The organism is Arcanobacterium bovis (assembly GCF_004331995.1).
Lineage (GTDB): Bacteria > Actinomycetota > Actinomycetes > Actinomycetales > Actinomycetaceae > Arcanobacterium_A > Arcanobacterium_A bovis.
Genome location: NZ_SJDT01000004.1, coordinates 207,966 through 229,725 on the forward strand (window position 1 = coordinate 207,966; position 21,760 = coordinate 229,725).

At 54.1% G+C, this 21,760-nt stretch carries 21 protein-coding genes; 12 read left to right on the forward strand and 9 right to left on the reverse strand.

The window, feature by feature from the left end; genetic code table 11:
• Positions 1 to 43 precede the first annotated feature (43 nt).
• From EZJ44_RS06265 to EZJ44_RS06300, 8 genes are all read right to left on the reverse strand, one after another.
• Positions 44 to 3,166, reverse strand: coding sequence for an AAA family ATPase (locus EZJ44_RS06265; RefSeq protein ID WP_131281394.1), 3,123 nt, complete (start codon positions 3,164 to 3,166; stop codon positions 44 to 46).
• Positions 3,163 to 4,383: an exonuclease SbcCD subunit D gene (locus EZJ44_RS06270; protein ID WP_131281395.1), complete on the reverse strand. Its 1,221-nt coding sequence runs from the start codon at positions 4,381 to 4,383 to the stop codon at positions 3,163 to 3,165. Before EZJ44_RS06270 ends, EZJ44_RS06265 begins: the two co-directional genes overlap by 4 nt.
• Positions 4,384 to 4,405: 22 nt before the next feature.
• Complete coding sequence (locus EZJ44_RS06275; protein ID WP_131281397.1) at positions 4,406 to 4,906, reverse strand: phosphoribosyltransferase; 501 nt, start codon at positions 4,904 to 4,906, stop codon at positions 4,406 to 4,408.
• Between the two features lie 10 nt (positions 4,907 to 4,916).
• Positions 4,917 to 5,723: a histidinol-phosphatase gene (gene hisN, locus EZJ44_RS06280; protein WP_131281399.1), complete on the reverse strand. Its 807-nt coding sequence runs from the start codon at positions 5,721 to 5,723 to the stop codon at positions 4,917 to 4,919.
• A 9-nt stretch (positions 5,724 to 5,732) separates the two neighbouring features.
• On the reverse strand, positions 5,733 to 6,770 hold the full coding sequence (gene rsgA / locus EZJ44_RS06285; RefSeq protein WP_131281401.1) for a ribosome small subunit-dependent GTPase A: 1,038 nt from the start codon (positions 6,768 to 6,770) through the stop codon (positions 5,733 to 5,735).
• A complete protein-coding gene (gene aroA / locus EZJ44_RS06290; protein ID WP_241658619.1) occupies positions 6,767 to 8,095 on the reverse strand; it encodes a 3-phosphoshikimate 1-carboxyvinyltransferase in 1,329 nt (442 codons plus the stop codon). The genes rsgA and aroA overlap by 4 nt, the downstream gene beginning before the upstream one ends.
• Positions 8,092 to 8,604: a DoxX family protein gene (locus tag EZJ44_RS06295; RefSeq protein ID WP_131281403.1), complete on the reverse strand. Its 513-nt coding sequence runs from the start codon at positions 8,602 to 8,604 to the stop codon at positions 8,092 to 8,094. Before EZJ44_RS06295 ends, aroA begins: the two co-directional genes overlap by 4 nt.
• Positions 8,605 to 8,749: 145 nt before the next feature.
• Positions 8,750 to 9,535 carry a FadR/GntR family transcriptional regulator gene (locus EZJ44_RS06300; protein WP_165496137.1) on the reverse strand — a complete coding sequence of 262 codons (786 nt, stop codon included), beginning with the start codon at positions 9,533 to 9,535 and terminating at the stop codon, positions 8,750 to 8,752.
• A gap of 54 nt (positions 9,536 to 9,589) precedes the next feature.
• On the opposite strand from EZJ44_RS06300, the gene EZJ44_RS06305 reads away from it, so the two are divergent.
• The 12 genes from EZJ44_RS06305 to EZJ44_RS09015 all read left to right on the forward strand — a co-directional run bounded on the left by EZJ44_RS06305 (position 9,590) and on the right by EZJ44_RS09015 (position 20,977).
• The gene (locus EZJ44_RS06305; RefSeq protein ID WP_131281405.1) at positions 9,590 to 11,158 is read left to right on the forward strand and encodes an ABC transporter substrate-binding protein; all 1,569 of its coding nucleotides are present in this window, start codon (positions 9,590 to 9,592) and stop codon (positions 11,156 to 11,158) included.
• A 118-nt stretch (positions 11,159 to 11,276) separates the two neighbouring features.
• Complete coding sequence (locus EZJ44_RS06310) at positions 11,277 to 12,227, forward strand: ABC transporter permease (protein WP_131281407.1); 951 nt, start codon at positions 11,277 to 11,279, stop codon at positions 12,225 to 12,227.
• 2 nt (positions 12,228 to 12,229) lie between these two features.
• On the forward strand, positions 12,230 to 14,281 hold the full coding sequence (locus EZJ44_RS06315; protein WP_131281409.1) for a dipeptide/oligopeptide/nickel ABC transporter permease/ATP-binding protein: 2,052 nt from the start codon (positions 12,230 to 12,232) through the stop codon (positions 14,279 to 14,281).
• On the forward strand, positions 14,278 to 15,084 hold the full coding sequence (locus EZJ44_RS06320) for an ABC transporter ATP-binding protein (protein ID WP_131281411.1): 807 nt from the start codon (positions 14,278 to 14,280) through the stop codon (positions 15,082 to 15,084). Before EZJ44_RS06315 ends, EZJ44_RS06320 begins: the two co-directional genes overlap by 4 nt.
• A 9-nt stretch (positions 15,085 to 15,093) precedes the next feature.
• Positions 15,094 to 16,008 carry a dihydrodipicolinate synthase family protein gene (locus tag EZJ44_RS06325; RefSeq protein ID WP_131281413.1) on the forward strand — a complete coding sequence of 305 codons (915 nt, stop codon included), beginning with the start codon at positions 15,094 to 15,096 and terminating at the stop codon, positions 16,006 to 16,008.
• A gap of 111 nt (positions 16,009 to 16,119) precedes the next feature.
• Positions 16,120 to 17,148 carry an ROK family protein gene (locus tag EZJ44_RS06330; protein WP_131281415.1) on the forward strand — a complete coding sequence of 343 codons (1,029 nt, stop codon included), beginning with the start codon at positions 16,120 to 16,122 and terminating at the stop codon, positions 17,146 to 17,148.
• Positions 17,149 to 17,184: 36 nt separating this feature from the next.
• Positions 17,185 to 17,874 carry an N-acetylmannosamine-6-phosphate 2-epimerase gene (locus EZJ44_RS06335; protein ID WP_131281417.1) on the forward strand — a complete coding sequence of 230 codons (690 nt, stop codon included), beginning with the start codon at positions 17,185 to 17,187 and terminating at the stop codon, positions 17,872 to 17,874.
• 9 nt (positions 17,875 to 17,883) lie between these two features.
• Entirely contained in the window at positions 17,884 to 18,657 is a 774-nt protein-coding gene (locus tag EZJ44_RS06340) for a glucosamine-6-phosphate deaminase (protein WP_131281419.1), read from the forward strand.
• Complete coding sequence (locus EZJ44_RS06345; RefSeq protein ID WP_131281422.1) at positions 18,654 to 19,847, forward strand: N-acetylglucosamine-6-phosphate deacetylase; 1,194 nt, start codon at positions 18,654 to 18,656, stop codon at positions 19,845 to 19,847. The genes EZJ44_RS06340 and EZJ44_RS06345 overlap by 4 nt, the downstream gene beginning before the upstream one ends.
• A 59-nt stretch (positions 19,848 to 19,906) precedes the next feature.
• The gene (locus EZJ44_RS06350) at positions 19,907 to 20,476 is read left to right on the forward strand and encodes a sigma-70 family RNA polymerase sigma factor (protein ID WP_131281576.1); all 570 of its coding nucleotides are present in this window, start codon (positions 19,907 to 19,909) and stop codon (positions 20,474 to 20,476) included.
• Entirely contained in the window at positions 20,473 to 20,790 is a 318-nt protein-coding gene (rsrA, locus tag EZJ44_RS06355; RefSeq protein ID WP_131281424.1) for a mycothiol system anti-sigma-R factor, read from the forward strand. The genes EZJ44_RS06350 and rsrA overlap by 4 nt, the downstream gene beginning before the upstream one ends.
• A gap of 112 nt (positions 20,791 to 20,902) precedes the next feature.
• Entirely contained in the window at positions 20,903 to 20,977 is a 75-nt protein-coding gene (locus EZJ44_RS09015) for a 50S ribosomal protein bL37 (RefSeq protein ID WP_376988485.1), read from the forward strand.
• Between the two features lie 75 nt (positions 20,978 to 21,052).
• On the opposite strand, the gene EZJ44_RS06360 is transcribed toward EZJ44_RS09015, so the two are convergent.
• Positions 21,053 to 21,652 carry a GDSL-type esterase/lipase family protein gene (locus EZJ44_RS06360; RefSeq protein WP_131281426.1) on the reverse strand — a complete coding sequence of 200 codons (600 nt, stop codon included), beginning with the start codon at positions 21,650 to 21,652 and terminating at the stop codon, positions 21,053 to 21,055.
• Positions 21,653 to 21,760: the final 108 nt, after the last annotated feature.

Consider the following 21,760-nt stretch of genomic DNA (forward strand, 5'->3'; position numbering starts at 1 on the left):
AACTGCCAGCTCTGAGCTCAAACAGTAACCCGTAATTCTGAGCTCAAGCGGTAACCGTCAGGTCTGAGCCGCCGTGCGCCGACGGAGTGATACTGATCCGGTTTGGAATCATCTGTTTAAGTTCTTCAACATGGGAAACAATCCCAACTTTGCGCCCGTGCGCAGTTAGGGTGCTCAGCGTTTTCATCACAGCGTCGCGCACGTCGTCGGAAAGCGTGCCGAACCCTTCGTCGATAATCAGCGTATCAATGCGGATCCCGCCATTTTCTTCCTGCACAACCTCTGCCAATGCCAGCGCCAACGCAAGCGAAGTGTAAAAAGTCTCTCCGCCAGAGAGCGAGGCAGTTGAACGCTCGACATCGCCTTGAGGGGAGCCGTCGCGATCAATGATGCTCAAACCGAGACCAGTCTTCTGGATTCGATTTCCCTCGTTGCTCCGGCGCAGTTCATAGCGTCCGCCCGAGATCTGAGCAAGATGCTCATTAGCGCGATCCACCACCATTTCGAATCGTTTGAGCAGCACCCACATGCTCAGTGGCACGCGGGTGCGGGACGAGCGTCCAGCTTGCGCGATGTCCGCCAAACGTAAGACGGGTCCAGCTTCGGCAGCGAGTTTATGCCAGGCGGCCGACGCCGTTTGCAGCGGTAGTGAGAGACGTTGCGTATCGCTGGCAAAACGCTGCGCATGAGCTGCGCGAGTATCGGCTTCTGAACGTGCTTCTTTGGCTTTTGCGAGTTCTGCCTCGAAACGATTTAGGTCGATAGTAGATTCATCCGGCAGATTAGCAAAGCGTGGCTCTGCGAGCTTGGCTTTCAGGGCGCTCAAAGCATCGTCGTGAGCTCTGATTGCTCGCCGCAGTTGAGTTACTGAATCTTCTGTGAGTATAGCTTCCCGAACCGCCACCGCAGATGGGAACGATGAGGCAGCAATGCCCGCAACGATCTTGAGCAAAATGCTGTGCAGAGTGTGGGCAGCTTCCGATAATGAATCGATATATTTGACTTGCTCTCGAGTATTCGCCTGTGCTTTTTGCAAACTTTCTATATGTTCACGTACGGACGTAAAGCCGGCGCGAGCAGTTGCGAGACGAGTTGCGTCTTTGGCCAAGGCAATAGTTTCCAGCTCGCATGCGGTTTTTAGCTCAGCATGCTGGGACTGTGCAGCGGCCAATTTTTCTGCCAAATCTTCGGACTCTTCCCGTTTCGCCTCAAGGCGAGTGCTGAGCGTTTGTGCAGTGTGTACTGCTTTTTGGGCATCGGCGTATTGCGTATCAAGTTCGCCTTGCCTGTTCTGGAGCTCTTCGCGTGTTACGTCGCCTAAATCAGCGGCAGTGGCGGATAACTGGGCTTTGAGTTTCGTGAGTTCAGTATTTGCTTCATCGAGATCATTCGTTGCTGCTTGGAGCGCATTTTGCGCTAAATCTACCTGCTCACGGGTGGTATGAGTTGGGCTGGGCTCAGCGCGGTGCGGATGCTCGCACGATCCACACACTGGACACGGCGCGCCCTCCACAAGTTGCTCAGCCAAATTAGCTGCGGTTGAAGCTATCCATTGGTTGGTGAGCAAGTCGAAATGTTCTTTTGCCTTGCGGTGTTTATCGAACAAATCACCAACTACTGTTTCGTGAGCTGAAATTTTTTCTGTTAGCACCGCGTGTTGGGCGAAAAGCTTGCCTTGTTGGGATAGCTGCGTGCGCTGTGCTTCCAAAGATCCGAGATCAGCTTGCAATGTTTGCGCGGCGGCAAGTTCAGCGATGATTCGCGCAATTTCGGCGGGCAGCTTCGTGCGACTCTCAGTGATTTCTGTAATCATCGCCGCACATTCATCGCGCTCAGCTTTGCGTTGATGTAGTTCAGCTCTCCGTTGCTCGATCTCGGCTTCCTCAGCAGCGAGGCCTTGAAGTGATCCAATTGTTTCGCTCAGTCTTGCACGGCGTTCTTCGAGCTCAGATAGAATCGCGGAAAAATCAAAATCGGGAACATTCTGCGTGACGTCGTCGTCGCTATCGGACGCCAACCACGTTTCAAACTGTGACTCCACCGATGCAAAATACGCAGGATCAAGCGCGTCCGCTGCCTGTTCATAAACGAATTTGAGCTGTTCGCGCGCCTCATCGGCTTCGTCAAGCTGTTGGGCGAGGGGTCTGGCTTCTTGGTGCGCTTCGAGCGCAACCTGATTTTGATTGCGCACATTTTGCTGTTTATCGAGTTCATTGAGCTGTTGAGCGGCTGATTTATGCTCGGCGATTGCCTCGAGCACTTTCAAAGTCTCCTCAAAGGCAGCGCGTGCAGTTTCCTCTGTACCTTGGGCTGCCAGTGCTTCTTCGGTGCGCTGAGCTGCTTGATCGGCAAAAACCGCAACTGTGTCTGCAACAAAGGCGAGCAAATCGGCGTCGCATTGCGGATCGCTCGGCACGTCGAACGCGAGCGCGGATTCTTCAAGAGAGCGCAGCTGCTGGCGAATATCGTCGGAGAGGTCAGATATTTCCAGCCATGTGCTCAGTGCCTGCCGATAGGTTTGTGCTGCTTGTTGAACTTGTTTTTCGAGATCGCTCGCTTGTCGCTTGAGGGTATCGGCGAAGAGGCGATAATTGCTGGTATCGAAGATCGTTTCGAGAAGCGGCTCGCGCTCACTCGATTTCAGCCGCAAGAAATCTGCGAACTGACCTTGGGGGAGTACCACTGTTTGGGCGAACTGTTTTTTGTCGAGGGCAAGGATTGCTCGCAGCTCAATGCCCACTTCACGAGCCTGCGTGCTTATCGGCTCGCCCGAATCCCAGGCTTGCTCGTCAACTGCGCTTTCGGAGAGTTTCCACAAAGTAGCAGACTGGTTCACCTTTGTGGTTCCTGATCCGTTCTTTTTCGGACGTTCCCACTGAGGAGTGCGTCGTACCCGATAGGTACCCGAGGCTACGCTAAACACCAAATCAACCCACGATTCAGTGTTGGGTGGCGTGTGCGTTGAGCGAATTCGCTCCTGCGAACTCTCTTTTCCGGCAACGTCGCCGTAGAGAGCGAAAACAATCGCGTCAATAATCGAGGATTTTCCCGAACCAGTAGGGCCGTCAAGTAGGAAAATTCCCGATTCGGTTAGCTGGTCAAAATCAATGACGTGCTCGCCGCCAAATGGCCCGATCCCGCAAAATTCAAGACGCCGGATAATCACTGTAGTTCTGCTCCTTTGCCCTGTTCACTCCATACGTGTTGCACATACGCCATCTCTGCCGCATTGAGTTTGCGTCCGCCGGAGGCTTCAAAAAATCCCGCGATCACCTCAAGCGGATCTTGGCGCTTGGTAGCAATATGCTGTGCCTTTACTTGCTCCATAGCCAGCTCATGACGCACCTCAACAAGGTGTGGAAATAGCTTGCGTAAGCGCGCAACGAGATTCTGTGGTCGCTCGTCGTCAGTAATAATGATGCGGAGGTAGTGATCTGCGTACGAAAGATAGCGATCACTCATAAGGTTTTCGAAGTTGTCTTGCAACGTCGCGAGCTTGCGAAATACCGGCGCGGGAACAAGCTCGACGCCGAAGCCACAGCTCGCGTCCTGCGCTTGGGCTGATGCGTGGCGTGCGGAGAAATCGAGTAGCACGGAACTCTTGTGATGATGCTGTTCAGAGAATGAAAATGCTATGGGTGAACCCGAATAGCGCATCAGGGGTCGCGTATCCGAACCGATTTTCTGTGGCCCGTGCAAATGCCCAAGGGCAATATAATCGAGCGGCTGCACTCCCTCAGGTGGCGCAAAAACTCCTGATGGCACCGAATCAACCCCGCCGATATGGAGGTCTTGTTCCGAATCGCTCGGCTCGCCACCCACCACAAAAGCATGCGCCATTGCTAGGCGTGGCACAGTTTGTGAGCTGCTGTGTGCAGAAATATCTCCATAGACTCGTGCCATCGCTGCCGTCATTACAGCTTCGTGGGAGCGTGCTAAGGCTTGCTCTGGATCAGAGCTGAGACGACGTCGTTCCACATCGGGATCGAGGTACGGTAGTGCGTACACAAATGCGCCGGTGTTCCCCTCAGAATCTGGTATTTCTACTGCTTGACCGCATATGCGCGGATCGGTACGAATGCTGAGGCTACGGCGCAATAGCGCAGAGGCGAAACCGAGACGCCGGGGCGAATCGTGATTCCCCGACGTCATCACCACATGGGTGTGGTCGAGTAACCGCGCCAAAGTATCAGAAAGAAGATCGACCATTGCCACTGGTGGAATGCCACGGTCGTAGACATCTCCCGCAATGAGCAATGCGTCGATCTTCTCAGATTTGGTGTAATCAACCACGTAATCGCACCACTGTTCAAAGGCGGGCGTGAGATCAGCTCCGTGGAAGCTTCTGCCTAAATGCCAATCAGAGGTGTGAAGAATACGCATAGATTAAGGATACGAAAAATCCTCAGTCTTTGGCGGTGTAGTTGGTGTCCGCATTGACCGGATCTTTATCCGACCAAGGGAAAGCGATCCACTTATCGGTGGTGCGCCACACGTATTCACACTTGAGAGTGGAACGTGGCTTTTCGTAGAGCACTGCCACGCGGGTATCGAGTGCGCCTGCGCGCTTACATACGTCAAGCACAAATTCGAGCGTGCGGCCAGAATCTGCCACATCATCGACGATGAGCACGCGCTTTCCGTCCATTGCCCGCACATCTGGGGCTGGTTCAAGCAGACGAGGATCAGGAAGTGTCTGGCCAATTCCAGTGTAGAATTCTACGTTCAGCACCAGCAAGGACTTCAAATCAAGAGCGTAGCCGATTGCACCTGCTGGCAAGAGTCCACCGCGAGCTACACACACGACAATATCGGGGTGGAAACCCGAATCCCACACGTTCTTGGCCAGTTCGCGGGAAGCCGTTCCAAATTCTTCCCAGCTTAGTACTTCGCGTTCCTCAGTCATGTTCACCTTTTCAATTGTTATCGGATACTGATTGTAGAATGTCGAGAGCTTCTTGATGAAGCAGACCATTGGTTGCCAAGGCGCATTTACCCCAGGGGCCGTCATTGCCATCAAGATCGGTAAATTTGCCGCCTGCTTCGGTAAGAATAGGTACGAGAGCTGCCATATCGTAGAGTTCGAGGCTCGGTTCGGTGGCGATGTCTACTGCGCCTTCAGCCACAAGCATGTATGACCAAAAATCTCCGTAGGCACGGGTGCGCCATGAGGCTTGAGCCAGCCGGAGGAATCCGCGCAGCTGACCACGATCTTGCCAGCCGTCGAGGGAGGAATAGGAAAGTGAGGCGTCGTCAATGCGATTCACTTGTGAAACGTGAATCTGTTTGGCAGAGGTCCACGATTTTCCGGTGTATGCACCTAAACCTTTTGCTGCCCACCAGCGTCGATTCAATGCCGGTGCTGAGACCATACCGAGCACGATTTCGCCGTCTTCTTCGAGTGCGACGAGAGTTGCCCACACTGGCACTCCACGCACGAAGTTTTTGGTGCCATCGATAGGATCGATGATCCAGCGCCGGTTTGAAAATCCCTTTTGCCCCTGTTCTTCGCCAAACACGGCGTCACGCGAGCGAAACTGCGCCAGCAAATCGCGAATAATTTGTTCGGCGCCGCGATCAGCGTCCGTCACGGGAGTGAAATCTGGTTTTGTATCTACACGCAAATCTGTAGCGCGAAAACGCTTGAGCGTAAATTGATCGACTCGATCAATAATCCCTGCAATCACTTGAAGATCGTCAGAATGGCGAGAACGTGTATTCATATCTCTATCCTAAGCCCACTGCGGTTGCGGAATTGAATCCAATAGACGGCGAAAGGATTGTACGCGCAGTTTGACGTGCTCATCAGCACTAAAATCGAGGGCACAGTCTAAAGCGCCTTCCTTGTGTCCGCACCCGCGCGGGCAGTCTAGTGCGATTTCTTGCAGATCGGGAAAGCCGCGCAAGAGTGCATCGGCATCCACATGAGCAAGTCCGAATGTGCGCACCCCAGGCGTATCGATTACGGTTCCGCCGTCGTCGAGATGAAAAGCCATAGCCGACGTCGATGTGTGGCGTCCGCGTCCGGTGACAGCATTCACGTGCCCTGTTTCTCGCGCAGCTCGTGGTACGAGCGCGTTGATGAGCGTCGACTTCCCGACGCCGGAATGTCCAATCAGCACCGAAACATGATCGGTCAAGAGCGCGCGGATTGTTTGAAGCTGGTCTTGATCGAGCGTTTCCACTCGTGTGAGTGGATCAATATGTACGAGGCTCGATACGACGATGTCAAGATCCACGCCGGAATAGTGCTCGATAATCGCACTCGGATCGGCAAGATCGGCCTTTGTGAGCAGCAGGATTGGTTTCATTCCGGCTTCAAAAGCGGCTACGAGGCAGCGGTCAATCATTCCGGTGCGCGGCTCCGGTTGAGCCAAGGCGGTAACGATCACGAGCTGATCTGCGTTTGCAACGATCACACGTTCATTACCAGCGGCTTCGCCTTCTTCAGCGGTACGGCGTAGGGCAGTGACTCGCTCATCAACTTGGGCGATTCGGGCGAGGGAATCTTTGCGCCCGGAGAGATCACCTACCATTGCGCAAATATCGCCTACTGCTACCGAGCCGCGAGGTAGCTCGCGTGCCTTTACGGCGACGACGTCCACGCCGTCGTCAAGCATTGAAACGTGGTACCGCCCGCGGTCAATGCGAAAAACACGCCCGCGCCGAGCTTGGGAATAATCGGGGCGAACTTTGGTGCGCGGCCGTGACCGCTTGCCAGGGCGGACTTTGACGCGGTGGTCGTCAGTGCCGATGTCACGCCTGCTCAACGTAACATTCCTTCCCATAATTCCACGAAATTTGGAAGCGTTTTCGAGGTGGTCTCAATGTTATTTACGCTCACTCCAGGCACTCGCAAGCCCACAATGGCGGCAAAGGTCGCCATGCGATGATCGGCATAAGATTCGAGGTGAGCGGCGTGCATAACCTTATTGTGGCAGTTGGCAGGCTCAATTACTAAATCATCGCCCACGATGTGAGCTTCGCACCCAAGCTTTGAGATTTCAGTGCAAAGAGCTGCGAGTCGATCAGTTTCGTGCCCGCGTAGCTGACCAATATCGCGCAGTGCTGAAGGAGAATCCGCAAAACACGCAACCGCCGCTACTGTAGGAACGAGTTCACCGACGTCGTGAAAATTCATGTCGATTCCGCGGATCTTTTCCGGACCTGTAAGCTCAAGTACGCCGCAAGCAGCTGAATTTTGCTGGTGGAAAACGCACTGAGCACCCATCAACTCGAATATGCGCACAAACTCGCGTCCGGGCTGCGTGGTCGATACCGGCCAAAAGGGGATATGCACGCAGCCGTGCGTGACCATCGCGGCAGCTAGGAATGGGCCGGCATTCGAGAGATCGGGTTCAACCGTTACATTAGCTTGTTGAATTGACCCAGGCTCAACGCGCCAGTGATTAGGCGCTTCGTGCACGATCACACCAGCTTGACGCAATAGATCAATGGTCATGGCGATATGCGGCATAGAGGGGAGCGCGCCGCCGTCGTGATAAATATCGATGCCGCCCTCGAAACGTGCTCCAGCCAGTAACAATGCAGATACGAATTGCGACGACGCCGAGGCGTCAATCCGCACGCTACCTCCGTGGCGACGGTGTGCGCCCTGGATGCGAAGGGGTAAGGCGTCGCTAGCAGTCGCGACAGGCACGTCGAGCTGGCGTAACGCATCCACAATGGGAGTCATGGGCCGCAAGCGTGCCTGGGGATCGCCGTCGAGAACACTTTCGCCGTTGGCAAGCGCAACGAGCGGCGGAATAAAACGCATGACTGTGCCGGCGAGCCCGCAGTTAATGCGAGCACCATGCAAAGGCCGCGGCGTTACAATCCAGGTAACTGTTTCGCCGTCGACTCTTTCCTCAATCGAGACTCCGAGCGCACACAGGGCTTGGCGCATGAGTTCAGTGTCGCGCGCCTGCAAAGGATTTGCGATAACAACAGGCGCTTCGCTCAACGCCGCCAACACTAAATAGCGGTTCGTTAATGACTTCGACCCAGGTATGGCAACGTGTGCATCAATAGCGTGTGTATCAATGGGCTGCAAAGGCGAAGACTGTGAGATATGTGGCGCTTGCCAGATCGTCAAAGCTGAGCTCCCAGCTCTTTGACTTTCGTTTCAGCATGAGAAACGGTGTTTTCCACCGAGGTGGCGACGCCGTCCGACCATTTGTTGAGTCGCCACGCCAGCGATGGTTTTCCTTCGCGATCCGACGAAGCGATGAGCGCTCCACCGATTAATCCCGCCGCGCTCGCTAGGTTGAGGAAATCTTGGCGCTGTTCTTCACCGCGATGTTCCCAAAATGGGTTGTTGGCGAGTGCGAGTGGGACATTCATGAACCCGAGAAGTGCTGCAGAAATTCGCGGAGCACGCGAGCGTGCCAAAGCGAGGCCACACGAAACCATGGCTATTCCCGTTCCGCGAGTAACGGCGTCGGTCACTTCGGCAGATGGCGCTTTGACGCCGAACTGCTGCGCGAGATTATAAATTTTTTGGGCGCGCTCGCGGTGAGTATCCGGGCGAATTGCTGCATCGAGTCCCGCGAGAACGAATGGCGCAGCTAGCATCGGACGAGCGATTTTACGTAGGACACTCATGGTACTTCCTTTTGTTTCGGGTAGTTGTAGAGAGTAGAGCACTACTGAGGAATGCTCTCTCAGTAGTGCCTATTCTACGTCGATAGTGGGGACCAATGTGTATCAATAACGAAGGTTTGTATTATGCGGTATTAATACAGGCGCCTTAGGAAAGAGGCTTGTTTTCGTTATCCTTGATGATCTGGTCAAGCGGCTGGTAGTGCTCATTGATTGCCTCAATGTACGCTTGAAGATCTCCCTTTTCGGCTGCGTCAAGCATTCGTTGATGAGACTCGGCAGTGTGAATGAGTCCGCGGGTATCTTTGCCCATGAGCTGTGGGATGATTGCCTGGTGTACTAGCCACATTGCTTGCATGAGTTGCTCGATAAGGTCGTTGTTCAACGATCTGAGCAGGGCAGTGTGGAAAGCAATATCTTCATTCGGAAATAGCTCGTTGTTTTGTGCTTTGCGAGTCATTTCTGACACAAGCTCGGAGAGATGAGGATTTGACGTGCCTTTCATATTGGTCACGATCTCCTCGGCTACTCCTAAATCGAGAAAACGGCGTGTGGCTACGATACTGCGCAGAGAGCGAGTGCCTTGCGTGTGATCGAGTGCGTTTTTGAGTACCAGCGTTTCGACGAGCGGTTGCATCGACATTTGCCCAACTACCGAGCCACGTCCTTGCCGAACGGAGATAATATCCAGCGCTTCGAGCTTTCGTAGAGCTTCGCGCACAGAAGATCGTGAGACGCCCAGATCGGCACAGAGCTTTGCTTCAGTGGGAAGTGGGTCGCCAGTGGTGAGTTGGTGCCTCAAAATATAGGCTTTGATCGCATCCATGGTTGCATCTAGCCTGTTCACAGCCAATATATTGGAATTTTCATCAGCAGTGAAATTCGGTCGCAAGTAATCTGCTGTTACCACTTGCTTAAATTTGTCAGACATCATACGATAAGTATACCGACCGGAACTCCCGGTGTCACTCAAAGGAGAGGACAGATTATGCGTCTTTCAAAACGTTTGGCAAAAGTATCGGCCATTGTTGGTGCTGCTGCACTTGCGCTTTCAGCGTGTGGCGGCGGTTCTAGCGATGCCAAAAAGACTTCTGCGGACAACGGAAAGCCAAGTGGTCAGATCAACCTCGGTGTTGCATACGAAACCACGAACTACCACCCCTCAACAACGTCGTCTGCCCTCGCTATGGGTACGAACTGGCACGTAGTTGAAGGACTGTACGAATTCGACATGGCAACCTACAAGGTGTACCCAGCTCTTGCAAAGGGTGAACCGAAGAAGGTTTCCGATACCGAATACGAAATCACACTCCGTGATGGTGCAAAATTCTCCGATGGAACGCCTGTAAAGGCTGAGGATGTTGTTGCCTCTTACGGGCGCACCACTGGTGAGAAGTCGATTTACAAGCAGTTCTTCACCTTCGTTGACTCAGTGAAGGCTAAGGACGAGAAGACTGTTGTTGTCAAGCTCAAGTTCCCATTCGGAACGCTTAAAGAGCGCCTCGTTGATGTCAAGATTGTTCCTGCCAAGGTGAGCGATGCCGATCTGACTGCAAAGCCAATTGGATCGGGTCCATTCAAGTACGAGGCTATCTCCAATACGCAGATCACCGCAGTGCCGAACGAGCACTACAACGGTTCGATGCCTGCTCGCGTTGAGAAGATGCAGTGGAGCATCCTCAAGGATGACTCCGCACGCCTCGCAGCAGCTATCGGCGGCACGATCGACATTATGGAAGCAGTTCCAGCTCCATCAATCGACAAGCTCAAGGCAGCTGGCTGGAAGGTTGAGGAAGTTCAGGGTTACAACAACCCATTCTTGATGTTCAACACCAAGAAGGCTCCTTTCAACAATCCAAAGGTTCGCCAAGCATTCCACTACGCAATCAACACCGAAAAGCTCATTGATTCTGCTATGAATGGCAAGGCAACTGCTGCCAAGTCTTTCTTGCCAGAAACCAATGGTGCATTCAAGGAAGCAAAGGTTCAGTACAAGTACGATCAAGCTAAGGCTAAGGAACTTCTCGCCTCAGCAGGTGTAAACAGCCTCGAAATGACGCTCGTTACCACTGACCACCCATGGATTGCTAACCTCGCTCCACAGATCAAGTCCGATCTTGAAGCAGTTGGTATCAAGGTGAACATCAAGTCGCAGGCTTCGGCTGATGTCTACGCAAACTACGCTGACAATCCAAACTCGAACTACGACGCGATCGTCGCTCCTGGTGATCCATCCGTATTCGGCGTCGATCCTGGCATCATCGTTAACTGGTGGTACGGAGACAACGTATGGACCAAGCAGCGTGACGCATGGCAGGTTTCTGCACCAGACAAGTTTGCAGCGCTTCAGAAGCTCGCTTTGGAAGCTAGCCAAGCAACAGGCGATGCCGCCAAAGAGAAGTGGGGCGAAGTTCAGGACATGATCTCGGAAGAAGTGCCACTCTACCCACTCTTCCACCGCGTGATGATCACCGCCTACAACCCGAAGAAGCTCATGGATGTCAAGCCAATTGGCACCACTGGCCTTGAGGTTGTTGGAGTCTCGGCTGCCAAGTAACCCAATCGGGTCAAATCTCCTGCCAGTATTGGCGATTGTGTAATCGTTGAGGAGGGACAGCACGTCCTGTCCCTCCTCAACTGCGCTAAGAAACAGAAAATAGGAAGAATGAGGATCCATGAATAATCTTCTTCGACTCTTAGGACGAAGGCTTATTGCTCTCCCAATTATGGTGCTGGGCGTAACCATCCTCGTCTTTTTCATCATGGCCCTTTCGCCAATTGATCCGGCGTACACGGCGCTTGGTGAAAATGCCACACCTGATGCGCTTGAAGCATTCAGGCAAAGTCAAGGACTCAACGACCCGATCTTGGTTCAGTACGGGCACTATATCGTCAATATGCTCCACGGTGATCTCGGAATCTACGGTGTTGGCGAGACTAACCGCGTGACCGATCTCGTGGGTCAAGCTCTGCCTGTGACTCTGCAACTGACTTTCTTTGGTCTGTTCTTGGCAGTGCTTGTGGCTTTCCCACTCGGCATTCTCGCTGCAATCTATCGTGATCGTTGGCCAGATCAAGTGATCCGTATTCTTTCTGTTGTGTGCATTGGAACGCCGTCATTCTGGCTCGCTGTGTTGCTCGTGCTCGCATTTGTGGGAACCATCCCCGTCTCTGGTGACTTACCGGCGATGTCGGAAGATTTCGCTGGTTGGTTCATGCGAATGTTGCTTCCCGCCGTCGCCCTGGCTATTCCGGTGATCGGGCAGATGACGCGCGTCGTGCGTACCTCAATGGTGGAAGAACTCGACCGTGACTACGTACGCACCGCACTCGGCGCGGGCATCCCCAAGCATGTTGTGATCGGACGTAACGTACTGCGCAACGCGCTTATTACTCCGGTGACGGTACTCGGCCTGCGCGTCGGATATCTCATGGGTGGCGCCGTCGTGATCGAAATTATTTTCTCCATCAATGGAATGGGTCAAGTTCTTATTAAAGGCATCCAAAACAACTGGGTGAACTTGGTTCAAGGAGGAGCCCTCGTGGTGGCTATCGCGTTCATTATCGTGAACATTATCGTCGATATGCTCTACCTCCTCATCAATCCACGAATTAGGTCGGTGTAGTGATGAGCAAGCAAGCGAAGCTAAATAAACTTACCCAACAAGGTGTGCGTTTTAGCCGTATTCGGAATATGAGCCTAGGCGCGAAAATTGCGATGGTAGTTCTGTCGCTGGTGGCGGTGATCTCGGTGATTGCCCCGCTGATTGCGCCGTACAACCCAGAACAGATCTTCGAGCCGTGGGTTGCGCCTAACGGTGAACACATTTTCGGCACCGATCATGTTGGCCGCGATATTCTCAGCCGTATCCTTTACGGCGGCCGTTTCTCGCTCATTATCGGCCTATGCGCCACGTTGATTGCACTGCTTATCGGCTCGATCATCGGTTCGGTGGCGGCGGTTGTGCGCAAGTCCTTCTCCGAAGTGATTATGCGAATCCTCGACATAGTCATGGCTGTACCAGGCATCGCACTGGCAGCGGTAACGGTACTAGTGTTTTCCAAGCGCCTTGAGGCCGACGATACTGTTGGTATCTTGACGGTGATTGTGTTTTCGATTGCCTTCGTTTACATTCCTCAGCTTGCTCGAATTGTGCGTGCGAATGTGATGAGCGCATACGGTGAGGACTACGTACGAGCAGTGATTGTGTCGGGCGCTCGCGCTCCGTGGATTCTGTTCAAGCACGTGATCCGCAACTGTGCAGCTCCAGTGCTGGTATTTGCTACGGTGCTGGTTGCCGATGCGATTATTCTCGAAGCTTCCTTGACCTTCATCGGTTCTGGTCTCCAATCGTCGATGGTTCCTACCTGGGGCAACGTACTTTCCGACGCCTCCGCGAACATGTCGGTCATGCTCGGAAACTGGTGGACGGCGCTCTTCCCAGGCCTCTTCATCATGGTCACCGTGCTGTGCCTCAATATCCTTTCCGAGGGTATTACTGACGCAATGGTTGCCGCGCCGAGCGGTGGAAAGCTCACGGACGCGCCGGCGTCGGACTCCAAGCGAGAGGCTGATCGTTTGCTGCTCGATCCGCGCCGCGCCTACGCTGAGCAGGCTGAATCCTTGCAAGCACGTATTGATGCGCTCAAGGCTGTTGAAATGCAACGTACCGACCGTTTCATTGCCGACGCCGGTCGCGAACCATTGTTGGAAGTGCGTCACCTTTCGATCAAATTCCCACGTCACGGCGATGTCAATGTGGTTGACGACGTCTCCTTCTCGGTGCGCCCAAGTGAGACGATGGGTCTTGTGGGTGAGTCTGGTTGTGGTAAATCGATTACTGCGCTGTCGATCATGGGCTTAATTGATCCCCGTGCGCAGATTAGCGGCGAAGTGTTCTACGAGGGCAAAGACCTGCTCAAGATGTCCGCCGCTGAGCGCCAAGCGCTACTGGGACACGAGATGGCGATGATTTACCAGGACGCTCTGTCCTCGCTCAATCCGGCAATGCTGATTAAGTCGCAGCTCAAGCAGCTCACTTCGCGTGGCGGTACCCGCACAGCAGAAGAATTGCTTGAACTCGTGGGTCTCGACCCGAAGCGCACCCTTGAATCGTATCCGCATGAACTTTCGGGAGGTCAGCGCCAGCGCGTGCTAATTGCAATGGCTTTGACGCGCGATCCGAAGCTGATCATCGCAGACGAACCGACCACTGCTCTGGACGTGACCGTTCAGAAACAGGTTATCGCCCTGCTCAATGAGCTACGTGAGAAGCTTGGTTTTGCAATGATCTTCGTTTCGCACGATCTCGCCCTGGTGGCTGAGGTAGCTCATCACATTACGGTGATGTACGCAGGCCAGGTTGTGGAGCAAGCTCCAACCGCAGAGCTCCTCACTAATCCAGTTCATGAATACACACGCGGACTGCTCGGTGCTGTGCTTTCCATCGAATCTGGTTCGGGTCGTTTGCATCAAGTACCAGGTACCGTGCCATCTCCGAAGGACTTCCCGCCAGGAGACCGATTCTCGCCGCGATCTTCGCATCCTGATTACGGCTACGATATTCGGCCGGTGCTCAAAGAAGTATCTCCAGATCACTTCTACGCAGCGTTGCCGCCACGTGGAGCCCATGCAATCCTCACACCGGAGCGCACAGAAACTGCGGAGGAACAGAAATGACGAATACACAACCAATTATCGACCTTCAAAATGTTGAAGTGAGTTTCAAAACTCGCACCGGCACAATCTTCAAGCCCAACACGATTAAGGCTGTGCGCGGCGTCAATATGCAGCTGTTCCCAGGTGAAACGCTCGGTATTGTAGGCGAGTCTGGTTGCGGCAAATCAACCACAGCGAATGTGATGTGTGGTTTGCAAGCGCCTACTGCCGGAAAAGTCTTTTTCAAAGGCATGGAAGTGACCAAGCGCAGCGCGGAGAATCGCCGGCAGATTGGTCGTGTTGTCTCGGTAGTTTTCCAAGATCCTGCGACGGCGCTCAACCCGCGTATGTTGGTGCAAGACCAGCTGGCGGACCCGTTGCGTGTACACAAGATTGGCACAGAGGCTGATCGCATGAAGCGGGTGGAGGAATTGATCTCGATGGTGGGGTTGCCTAGCTCAGCTCTTGATGCTCTGCCTGGTCAGCTCTCAGGTGGTCAGCGTCAGCGCGTGGCAATTGCTCGTGCCTTGGCTATTCGCCCAGATGCAATCATCGCCGACGAGCCTACCTCGGCTCTCGACGTGTCAGTTCGCGCCCAGATTCTCAATCTTTTGACGGATCTCAAACGCGATTTGGGACTCGCGATGGTGTTCATCTCGCATGATATCCAGACGGTGCGCTACGTATCGGATCGGATCGCCGTCATGAATGCTGGCAAGGTCGTGGAAGAAGGCCCAGCAGCGCAGCTCCTCAATAATCCTCAAGACCCTTATACCCAAAAACTCTTGGGTGCAGCGCCTTCATTGCTTCACCCAGTACTCTAAGGAGAAATCATGAATGCACCGTTGCGTGGCGTTGTTCCACCGCTTGCGGTTCCACTAAAAAATCAAGAAATCGATGTTCCATCGCTTGAGCGCAACCTCAATCGTATGATTGAGGCCGGTATTCACGGTATTTTCGTGCTCGGTTCGACAGGCGAAGTTGCCTTCTCCACCGCGCAGCGTCGTGGTGAAGTACTCGAGCACACGATGCGGATCGTTAACGGTCGTATCCCAGTGATTGCAGGCGTCATCGATACCGAGACCAGTCGTGTGATCGAGCATATTCGCCAGGCGGAGAGCTATGGGGTAGACGGCGTTGTTGCCACAGCTCCTTTCTACGCGCTGCAAGGAATGGCTGAAGTTGAGCGTCATTTCCGTCTCTTGCACGAGGCAACTGACCTGCCAATTTGGGCTTACGATATTCCAGTTTGTGTTCACACTAAGCTCCCGCCACAGCTATTGGTACAGCTTGGCAAGGAAGGCGTGCTTGCTGGTGTGAAGGATTCTTCGGGCGACGACGTCTCCTTCCGTTTCTTGGTGCGGATGAACGAAGAAGCCGGACATCCATTGCAGCTGCTCACTGGCCATGAAGTAGTGGTTGACGGTGCGTATCTCTCGGGTGCGGACGGCTCGGTGCCAGGCCTGGGCAACGTAGATCCACATGGATATGTGCGCCAGTGGGACGCATATCAGCGTGGCGATTGGGAAGCAGTGCGAGCTGAACAGGATCGTTTGGCAGATCTCATGACGATCGTTATGGTGCATGGCGTGCAAGGATTTGGCGCTGGTGTTGGCGCATTCAAGACAGCGCTCATGCTGATGGGTGAATTTGAAAGCAACGAGATGCCAGAGCCAGTTCAAGCATTGACCGGCGAAAACGTTGAGTGGGTGCGCAAGGTACTCCTCAAGACTGGCATGCTGAATTAGGCAAAAATCTTGGTATTACGCTGGTGAGTTGTGGTGGCAGCCAACCGGATGGCTGGCTGCCACCACAACTCAGCATTGCACAACAAAGTCTCGCTTTGGGGAGGAGAGAATATGGATTCGGTGATTGCCCTAGATATCGGTGGTACCAAAATTGGTTGGGGAATAGTTGAGTTTTCTCAAGCCGTAGAAGTAGCCGATCAAGCTGGGCAAACTCGGCTTCCCATGCTCAATATTGTGGAGCGTGGTTCAATTCCAACCGAAGCGCTATCCGGTGGTGCAATTGTGGCGCAGCGGATAGTTTCGCTCGTCAATGAACTTTATGAAGCAAACCCACAGGTTACAGGTGTGGCAATTGCTAGCGCAGGGGTGGTTGATCCCAATACTGGCTCGATTCGTTCCGCCACCAATACCATGCCTGGTTGGGGTGGTACCGAGCTTGCAAAGCTCATTTCACAGTCCGTGCATCTTCCAGTTCGCGTTTTGAACGATGTTCATGCGCATGGGCTGGGGGAGGCGCGCCTTGGTGCCGGCCGCGGCCACGATTCCACACTTTCGGTTGCGGTTGGCACTGGCATTGGCGGAGCTATGATAGACGCCGGACAAGTGCAATACGGTGCGCATTTCCTCGCCGGACACGTTGGCCATATTCACCATCATTATGCGGCGGGAATGCAGTGTTCCTGTGGGCGTATTGGTCATATCGAGGCGATATGCTCTGGAAGCGGCATCACTGCGTGGTATAACGCCCGCTTGGCTCGTCTGCGCGAGCACATCAATACTAGTGAACTTAGTAGTGAGGTTGCGCCAGCAGCCGATACGGCGTCGTCGGCCACGCCCGTGTCCAATGGACGCGAGCTTCAAGATCGCGCTGACCAAGGCGACGAGTTGGCACGTGCGTGTTTTAACGAATCTGCTTTTGCCCTTGGAGAAGCAATTGCATCTTTGGCAAATTCCATAGACCCGTCGGTAATCGTTTTGAGCGGATCAATGACTCGCTCGGGAGAGCAATGGTGGGCAGGAGTGCGCGAAGGTTTTGCCAACTGCGCGATGGACGCAGTGCAGAGCACCCCAATTTTGCTCGGCGATCTCGGTAGTGATGCTCCTTTGCTGGGTGCAGTTTTGAACTTCCTTAGAGATTAATTTCTTTGTACGCAACACCACGATAGGATTCTAACGATGAATGAATTGATTGAAAGTCTGCGCGGAACACTGATCGTTTCGTGCCAAGCGTATCCAGGCGAACCAATGCGCAATCCCGAAACGATGGCGCAAATTGCAGCGGCAGCTGAAATAGGAGGCGCCTCAGCAATTCGTTGCCAAGGGCTATCAGATATTTCGGCAATTAAAGGCCGTGTGAAGATTCCTATCATTGGCTTGTGGAAAGAAGGCGAACACGGCGTTTATATCACTCCTACTCTTCGCCATGCCCGCGCCTGTTCGCTAGCGGGCGCTGATATTGTGGCGATTGATGCAACGAACCGTCCTCGTCCTGATGGGCGCACTTATGCCGAAACAGTAGCTGCTTTGAAAGAGGACGGCATTTTGGTGATGGCTGACTGTGGTTCTTTTGAAGACGCACAGATGGCGGTAGCTGCGGGATCGGATATTATTTCCACCACGCTTGCCGGATACACCCCAGATCGTCCTAAAACGTTCGGACCGGACCTCGAATTGCTTTCGCAAATTGCGCAGGCATTCCCGCAGGTCCCACTTATTTGTGAGGGGCGTATCCACACCCCTGAACACGCGGCTGAGGCGATGGAAGCGGGCGCTTTCGCCGTCGTCGTTGGAACCGCGATCACCCATCCTACGTCGATCACCGGCTGGTTCAACGACGCCGTGACTGCAACGAAAAACGAGAAGTGAGAACAGAACATGAAGGTTGGAATTTTTAGCGACGCGCAAGCTGTTGGTGTTGCGGCAGCTCAGATCGTCATTGATGCGATGAACAATGCCCAGGAGCGAAATTTGGGTGTGGCCACCGGATCGACGCCGCTCAATCTCTATGCGCAACTGCGTGAGGCTTTCCAAGCAGGAACGTTCACACTCGCTGGTGCACGTGCTTTTGCGCTTGATGAATACGTCAATGTGCCCGAAGATTACCCCGAGCGTTACCGCAATGTTTTGCGCACTGAACTTGTGGGCGAGGATAAGACCGGGCTGGCTGAGGAGAGCCTGTTCACGCCGAACGGAAATGATTCAGATCCAATTGCGGCTGCTGCTAGCTACGATGCGGTGATCAGTGGTCATGGTGGCGTTGAGCTGCAGATTCTCGGCATCGGTTCAAATGGACACATCGGTTTTAACGAGCCGGGCACCGCGCTCACGTCGCGCACCCATGTTGACGTGCTCACGCGCCAGACGCGCGCCGATAATGCTCGTTTCTTCGATGACGATATCGACCAGGTTCCTACGCATTGCATCACCCAAGGTTTGGGCACGATTATGGACGCGCGGTCTATTTTGCTGATCGCCACTGGTAGTGCCAAGAAAGAGGCCGTGAAAGAGCTGGTTGAAGGCGCTGTTTCGAGCTTCTGGCCAGCAACTATCTTGCAGATGCACCCGAATGTGACCGTGCTGGTTGATGAGGCTGCTGCTGAGCTTTTGAGCCGCAAAGATTTTTACCGCGATCGCTGGGAGACGCTATGACGCGCATTGAGGGGCGCTTGCTTGACGGCTTCGGTCGCCTAGTGGGTTCCGGTATTGTTTTGGACGACGACGGCGTGCTCACCGAGGTTCTGCCCGTGCGCGACGACGTTCGTGGCTGGGTTACGCCTGGCTTCTTGGACATTCACAATCACGGCGGCGGTGGCGCTTCGTTCCCTGATGATACCGACGACGAGGGTATTGCTGCAGCTATAGCGGCGCATCAAGAGATGGGCACGTCCGGTTTGCTAGCTTCGCTCGTGTCGATGATTGATCCACTTCCTGCCATTGAAGCCTTGGTGCCGTGGTGTGAGCGTGGGCAGTTGCTGGGCATTCACCTTGAAGGACCATACATTTCCCCGCACAAATGTGGTGCGCAAAATCCTGCCGCAGTTCGTGAGCCGGACTTAGCCGAGCTTCGTACCTGGTTGGAAGCGGGCGAGGGCTGGATTCGCACCATGACGATTGCGCCGGAAGTGGCCGGGGCTCAGGCTGCGGCTGAGTTGCTGCTCGATTACGGGGCAGTGCCGTCGTGGGGTCACACCTCGGCACTCGGGGCGCAGGCTCTTGAGCGCTTGCGCGAGACTGCTGAGTCAGGCCGTGCGCGTGGATTTGGTCGTCCGCCGCAGACGGCGACGCACCTGTTCAATGCGATGCCACCTTTGGCACATCGCGAGCCCGGACCAGTGCGAGAGTTTATCCAGGCGGCACGACGCGGTGAGTGCGTCGTCGAACTGGTGGCCGACGGTGTTCATTTGCACCCAGATCTCGTATCGGACGTGACGTCGTACGTTGGGGCTAGCGATCAAGGTGAGCTCGGCGTCGTCTTCGTGACTGATGCAATGGCGGGCGCTGGAATGCCCGATGGCTCCTATGAACTGGGCAGTTTGCCGGTCACGATTGCCGACGGCGTAGCGCGGCTTACGCGTGGAGGTGCGATTGCTGGTGGCACAGCTCGACTTTCGGAAGAGATCAAACGCATGGTTACGGCTGGTGCTGTCACGATGGAGCAAGCTGTACGCGCCTGCGTGGCGGCGCCAGCTGTTGCGTTGGGAGTTGACGATTCCACTGCGGGTGTCACGCTCGAATGGAGAGTAGGAAGCAAGCCCTCGGTGGTGTGTTTCGATGAAGCTCTAGATGTGGGTGAAGTCTGGCGTGAAGGCGCTATGATTGTGTCAGATACTCGTGGCTAGGCCGTAGCAAGGAAGAACGTTTGAGCAAAGATCTTTCGCGTGTAAACGCTGATGAAGATATGAGTGAGCGCGCAGCGCGATTTGAGCGTGATGCTCTCCCATATCTGGATCAGCTTTATGGCGCTGCGTTGCGTCTGACGCGAAAACCGCAAGACGCGGAAGATTTGGTGCAAGAGACATTTGCAAAGGCTTTTGCTGCGTTCCATCAATATCAGCCGGGCACCAATCTGAAAGCTTGGTTGTATCGGATTTTGAACAATACGTTCATTTCGAACTATCGCAAGCAACAGCGTCGTCCTAAGGAAATCGACGGAGCTGAGGTCGAAGATTGGCACGAGTATGAGGCTTCCACGCACGATTCAGTGGGTTTGATGTCCGCTGAGGCAGAAGTGTTGGAGCGCTTGCCGAATACCGATATTCGGGAGGCGCTTGAACAGCTTCCACCGGAGCGGCGCACCGTTGTGTATCTGGCGGATGTTGAAGGTTTCTCTTACCAAGAAATTGCTGGTATTACTGGCGTTCCTATCGGTACAGTAATGTCTCGGTTAAACCGTGGGCGCAAGCAGTTGCGCGAAATATTACACGACTATGCCGTTGAGCTCGGATATAAGGTAGGAGGGTCGAAATGACGGACAATCAGCATGAGCATACGTCTAAGATTGATGAACTTGTTGATCAACTCGTTGATTGCCAGTCGGACCCGAACTGTAGCTGCGGTGACGTGGTGGACAGCCTTTTTGAGCTACTCGATCATGAAATTCCGCAGGAGCGTGCCGAAGTGTTGTACACTCACGGCGAGGAATGCGTGAACTGTTCAGAACAGATAGCAGCTGAAATGCGTATCCGTGAAATAGTGCGGCGCTCCTGCTCAGAAGTTGCGCCTTCGGAATTGCGTGTGAGGATTTCGCAGTTCATCGTGCAGTATCGTGGCGAGCTAGGATAGCGACGCCGGTGTGAGTTGAGTTTCACCTGATGTGAAGGTGACGGGCGGGGGCTTTGTTCGCTAGACTTAGTTGGCGTCTGGCATCGAAAGATGCGTTACAAAGGAGAATGATATGTCGAAGCGCGGAAACAAGCGTCGCTCCCGTAAGAAGAGCGGTGCAAACCACGGCAAGCGTCCAAACGCTTGAGAATGACTTAATGAGGGGCTCGTTGAGCCCCTCATTTCATTCTTTGGCAAGCTCGGGGCGGGGTGGTTGGCAGAATTATTCGCCAAAACTGGCAGGATTCACTCCAAGCCACTGATGCCAGCCACGATGAAGCACCAGCCAAGCCATTAAGCCGTAACCAGCCTGGTGTGGTGTATAGCCACCGGATACCGACATGTCAGTATTCCACTGTTCGTGATTGACCAGCGGCGCAAAGGTCTCTACATAGGGCACGGAACGCCGCGCACACACATCGGCGTAGGCGTGCGATAGTTCTTCTACTCGGCGCACTGGCATATCAGCGCGTGGAGGCGGTCCAACAACAAAAGGTGAGAGTTGCCGGCGTTCTGCATTGTCGAGCAAATTAGCTAAGTGAAGCCGTGAGCGTGCGGAGCTGAGTCCTGCATCGAGATCGCGCGATCCCAATCCAATCACGAGGCGATTAGTGGCGTCTCGGTTCAGACGCGGGAGCACTTCGCCTTCCCATCGCTCAGTTAATTGGCCAGTGTTTTCACCCGGAAATGCCAACGTAATTGCAGTGATTGGAGGCTCGAGCGGGGTGCGCGCAATAATTCGCCCAACCCAACCCAAAGCACGGGCATCGCCTTTGCCGGCAACAAGTTCATCGCCAACAAAAAAGACTCGCAATTCCTGCACCGTGAACTCCTAACACCCGTTACCCATAGCAATTTTTGCCATGTTTACAATTCCCACTATGGTTGGTGGCGGCAAACGAAAAGTTTGCCGCCACCAACCAGTTTACAT

Coding starts and splice junctions, on each gene's coding strand:
- EZJ44_RS06335 (WP_131281417.1), top strand. CDS start 17,185: ATGAATGAATTGATTGAAAGTCTGCGCGGAACACTGATCGTTTCGTGC.
- EZJ44_RS06295 (WP_131281403.1), bottom strand. CDS start 8,604: ATGAGTGTCCTACGTAAAATCGCTCGTCCGATGCTAGCTGCGCCATTC.
- EZJ44_RS06320 (WP_131281411.1), top strand. CDS start 14,278: ATGACGAATACACAACCAATTATCGACCTTCAAAATGTTGAAGTGAGT.
- EZJ44_RS06340 (WP_131281419.1), top strand. CDS start 17,884: ATGAAGGTTGGAATTTTTAGCGACGCGCAAGCTGTTGGTGTTGCGGCA.
- EZJ44_RS06310 (WP_131281407.1), top strand. CDS start 11,277: ATGAATAATCTTCTTCGACTCTTAGGACGAAGGCTTATTGCTCTCCCA.
- EZJ44_RS06275 (WP_131281397.1), bottom strand. CDS start 4,906: ATGACTGAGGAACGCGAAGTACTAAGCTGGGAAGAATTTGGAACGGCT.
- EZJ44_RS06300 (WP_165496137.1), bottom strand. CDS start 9,535: ATGATGTCTGACAAATTTAAGCAAGTGGTAACAGCAGATTACTTGCGA.
- rsrA (WP_131281424.1), top strand. CDS start 20,473: ATGACGGACAATCAGCATGAGCATACGTCTAAGATTGATGAACTTGTT.
- EZJ44_RS06305 (WP_131281405.1), top strand. CDS start 9,590: ATGCGTCTTTCAAAACGTTTGGCAAAAGTATCGGCCATTGTTGGTGCT.
- hisN (WP_131281399.1), bottom strand. CDS start 5,723: ATGAATACACGTTCTCGCCATTCTGACGATCTTCAAGTGATTGCAGGG.
- EZJ44_RS06345 (WP_131281422.1), top strand. CDS start 18,654: ATGACGCGCATTGAGGGGCGCTTGCTTGACGGCTTCGGTCGCCTAGTG.
- EZJ44_RS06350 (WP_131281576.1), top strand. CDS start 19,907: ATGAGTGAGCGCGCAGCGCGATTTGAGCGTGATGCTCTCCCATATCTG.
- EZJ44_RS06270 (WP_131281395.1), bottom strand. CDS start 4,383: ATGCGTATTCTTCACACCTCTGATTGGCATTTAGGCAGAAGCTTCCAC.
- EZJ44_RS06325 (WP_131281413.1), top strand. CDS start 15,094: ATGAATGCACCGTTGCGTGGCGTTGTTCCACCGCTTGCGGTTCCACTA.
- EZJ44_RS06315 (WP_131281409.1), top strand. CDS start 12,230: ATGAGCAAGCAAGCGAAGCTAAATAAACTTACCCAACAAGGTGTGCGT.
- EZJ44_RS06330 (WP_131281415.1), top strand. CDS start 16,120: ATGGATTCGGTGATTGCCCTAGATATCGGTGGTACCAAAATTGGTTGG.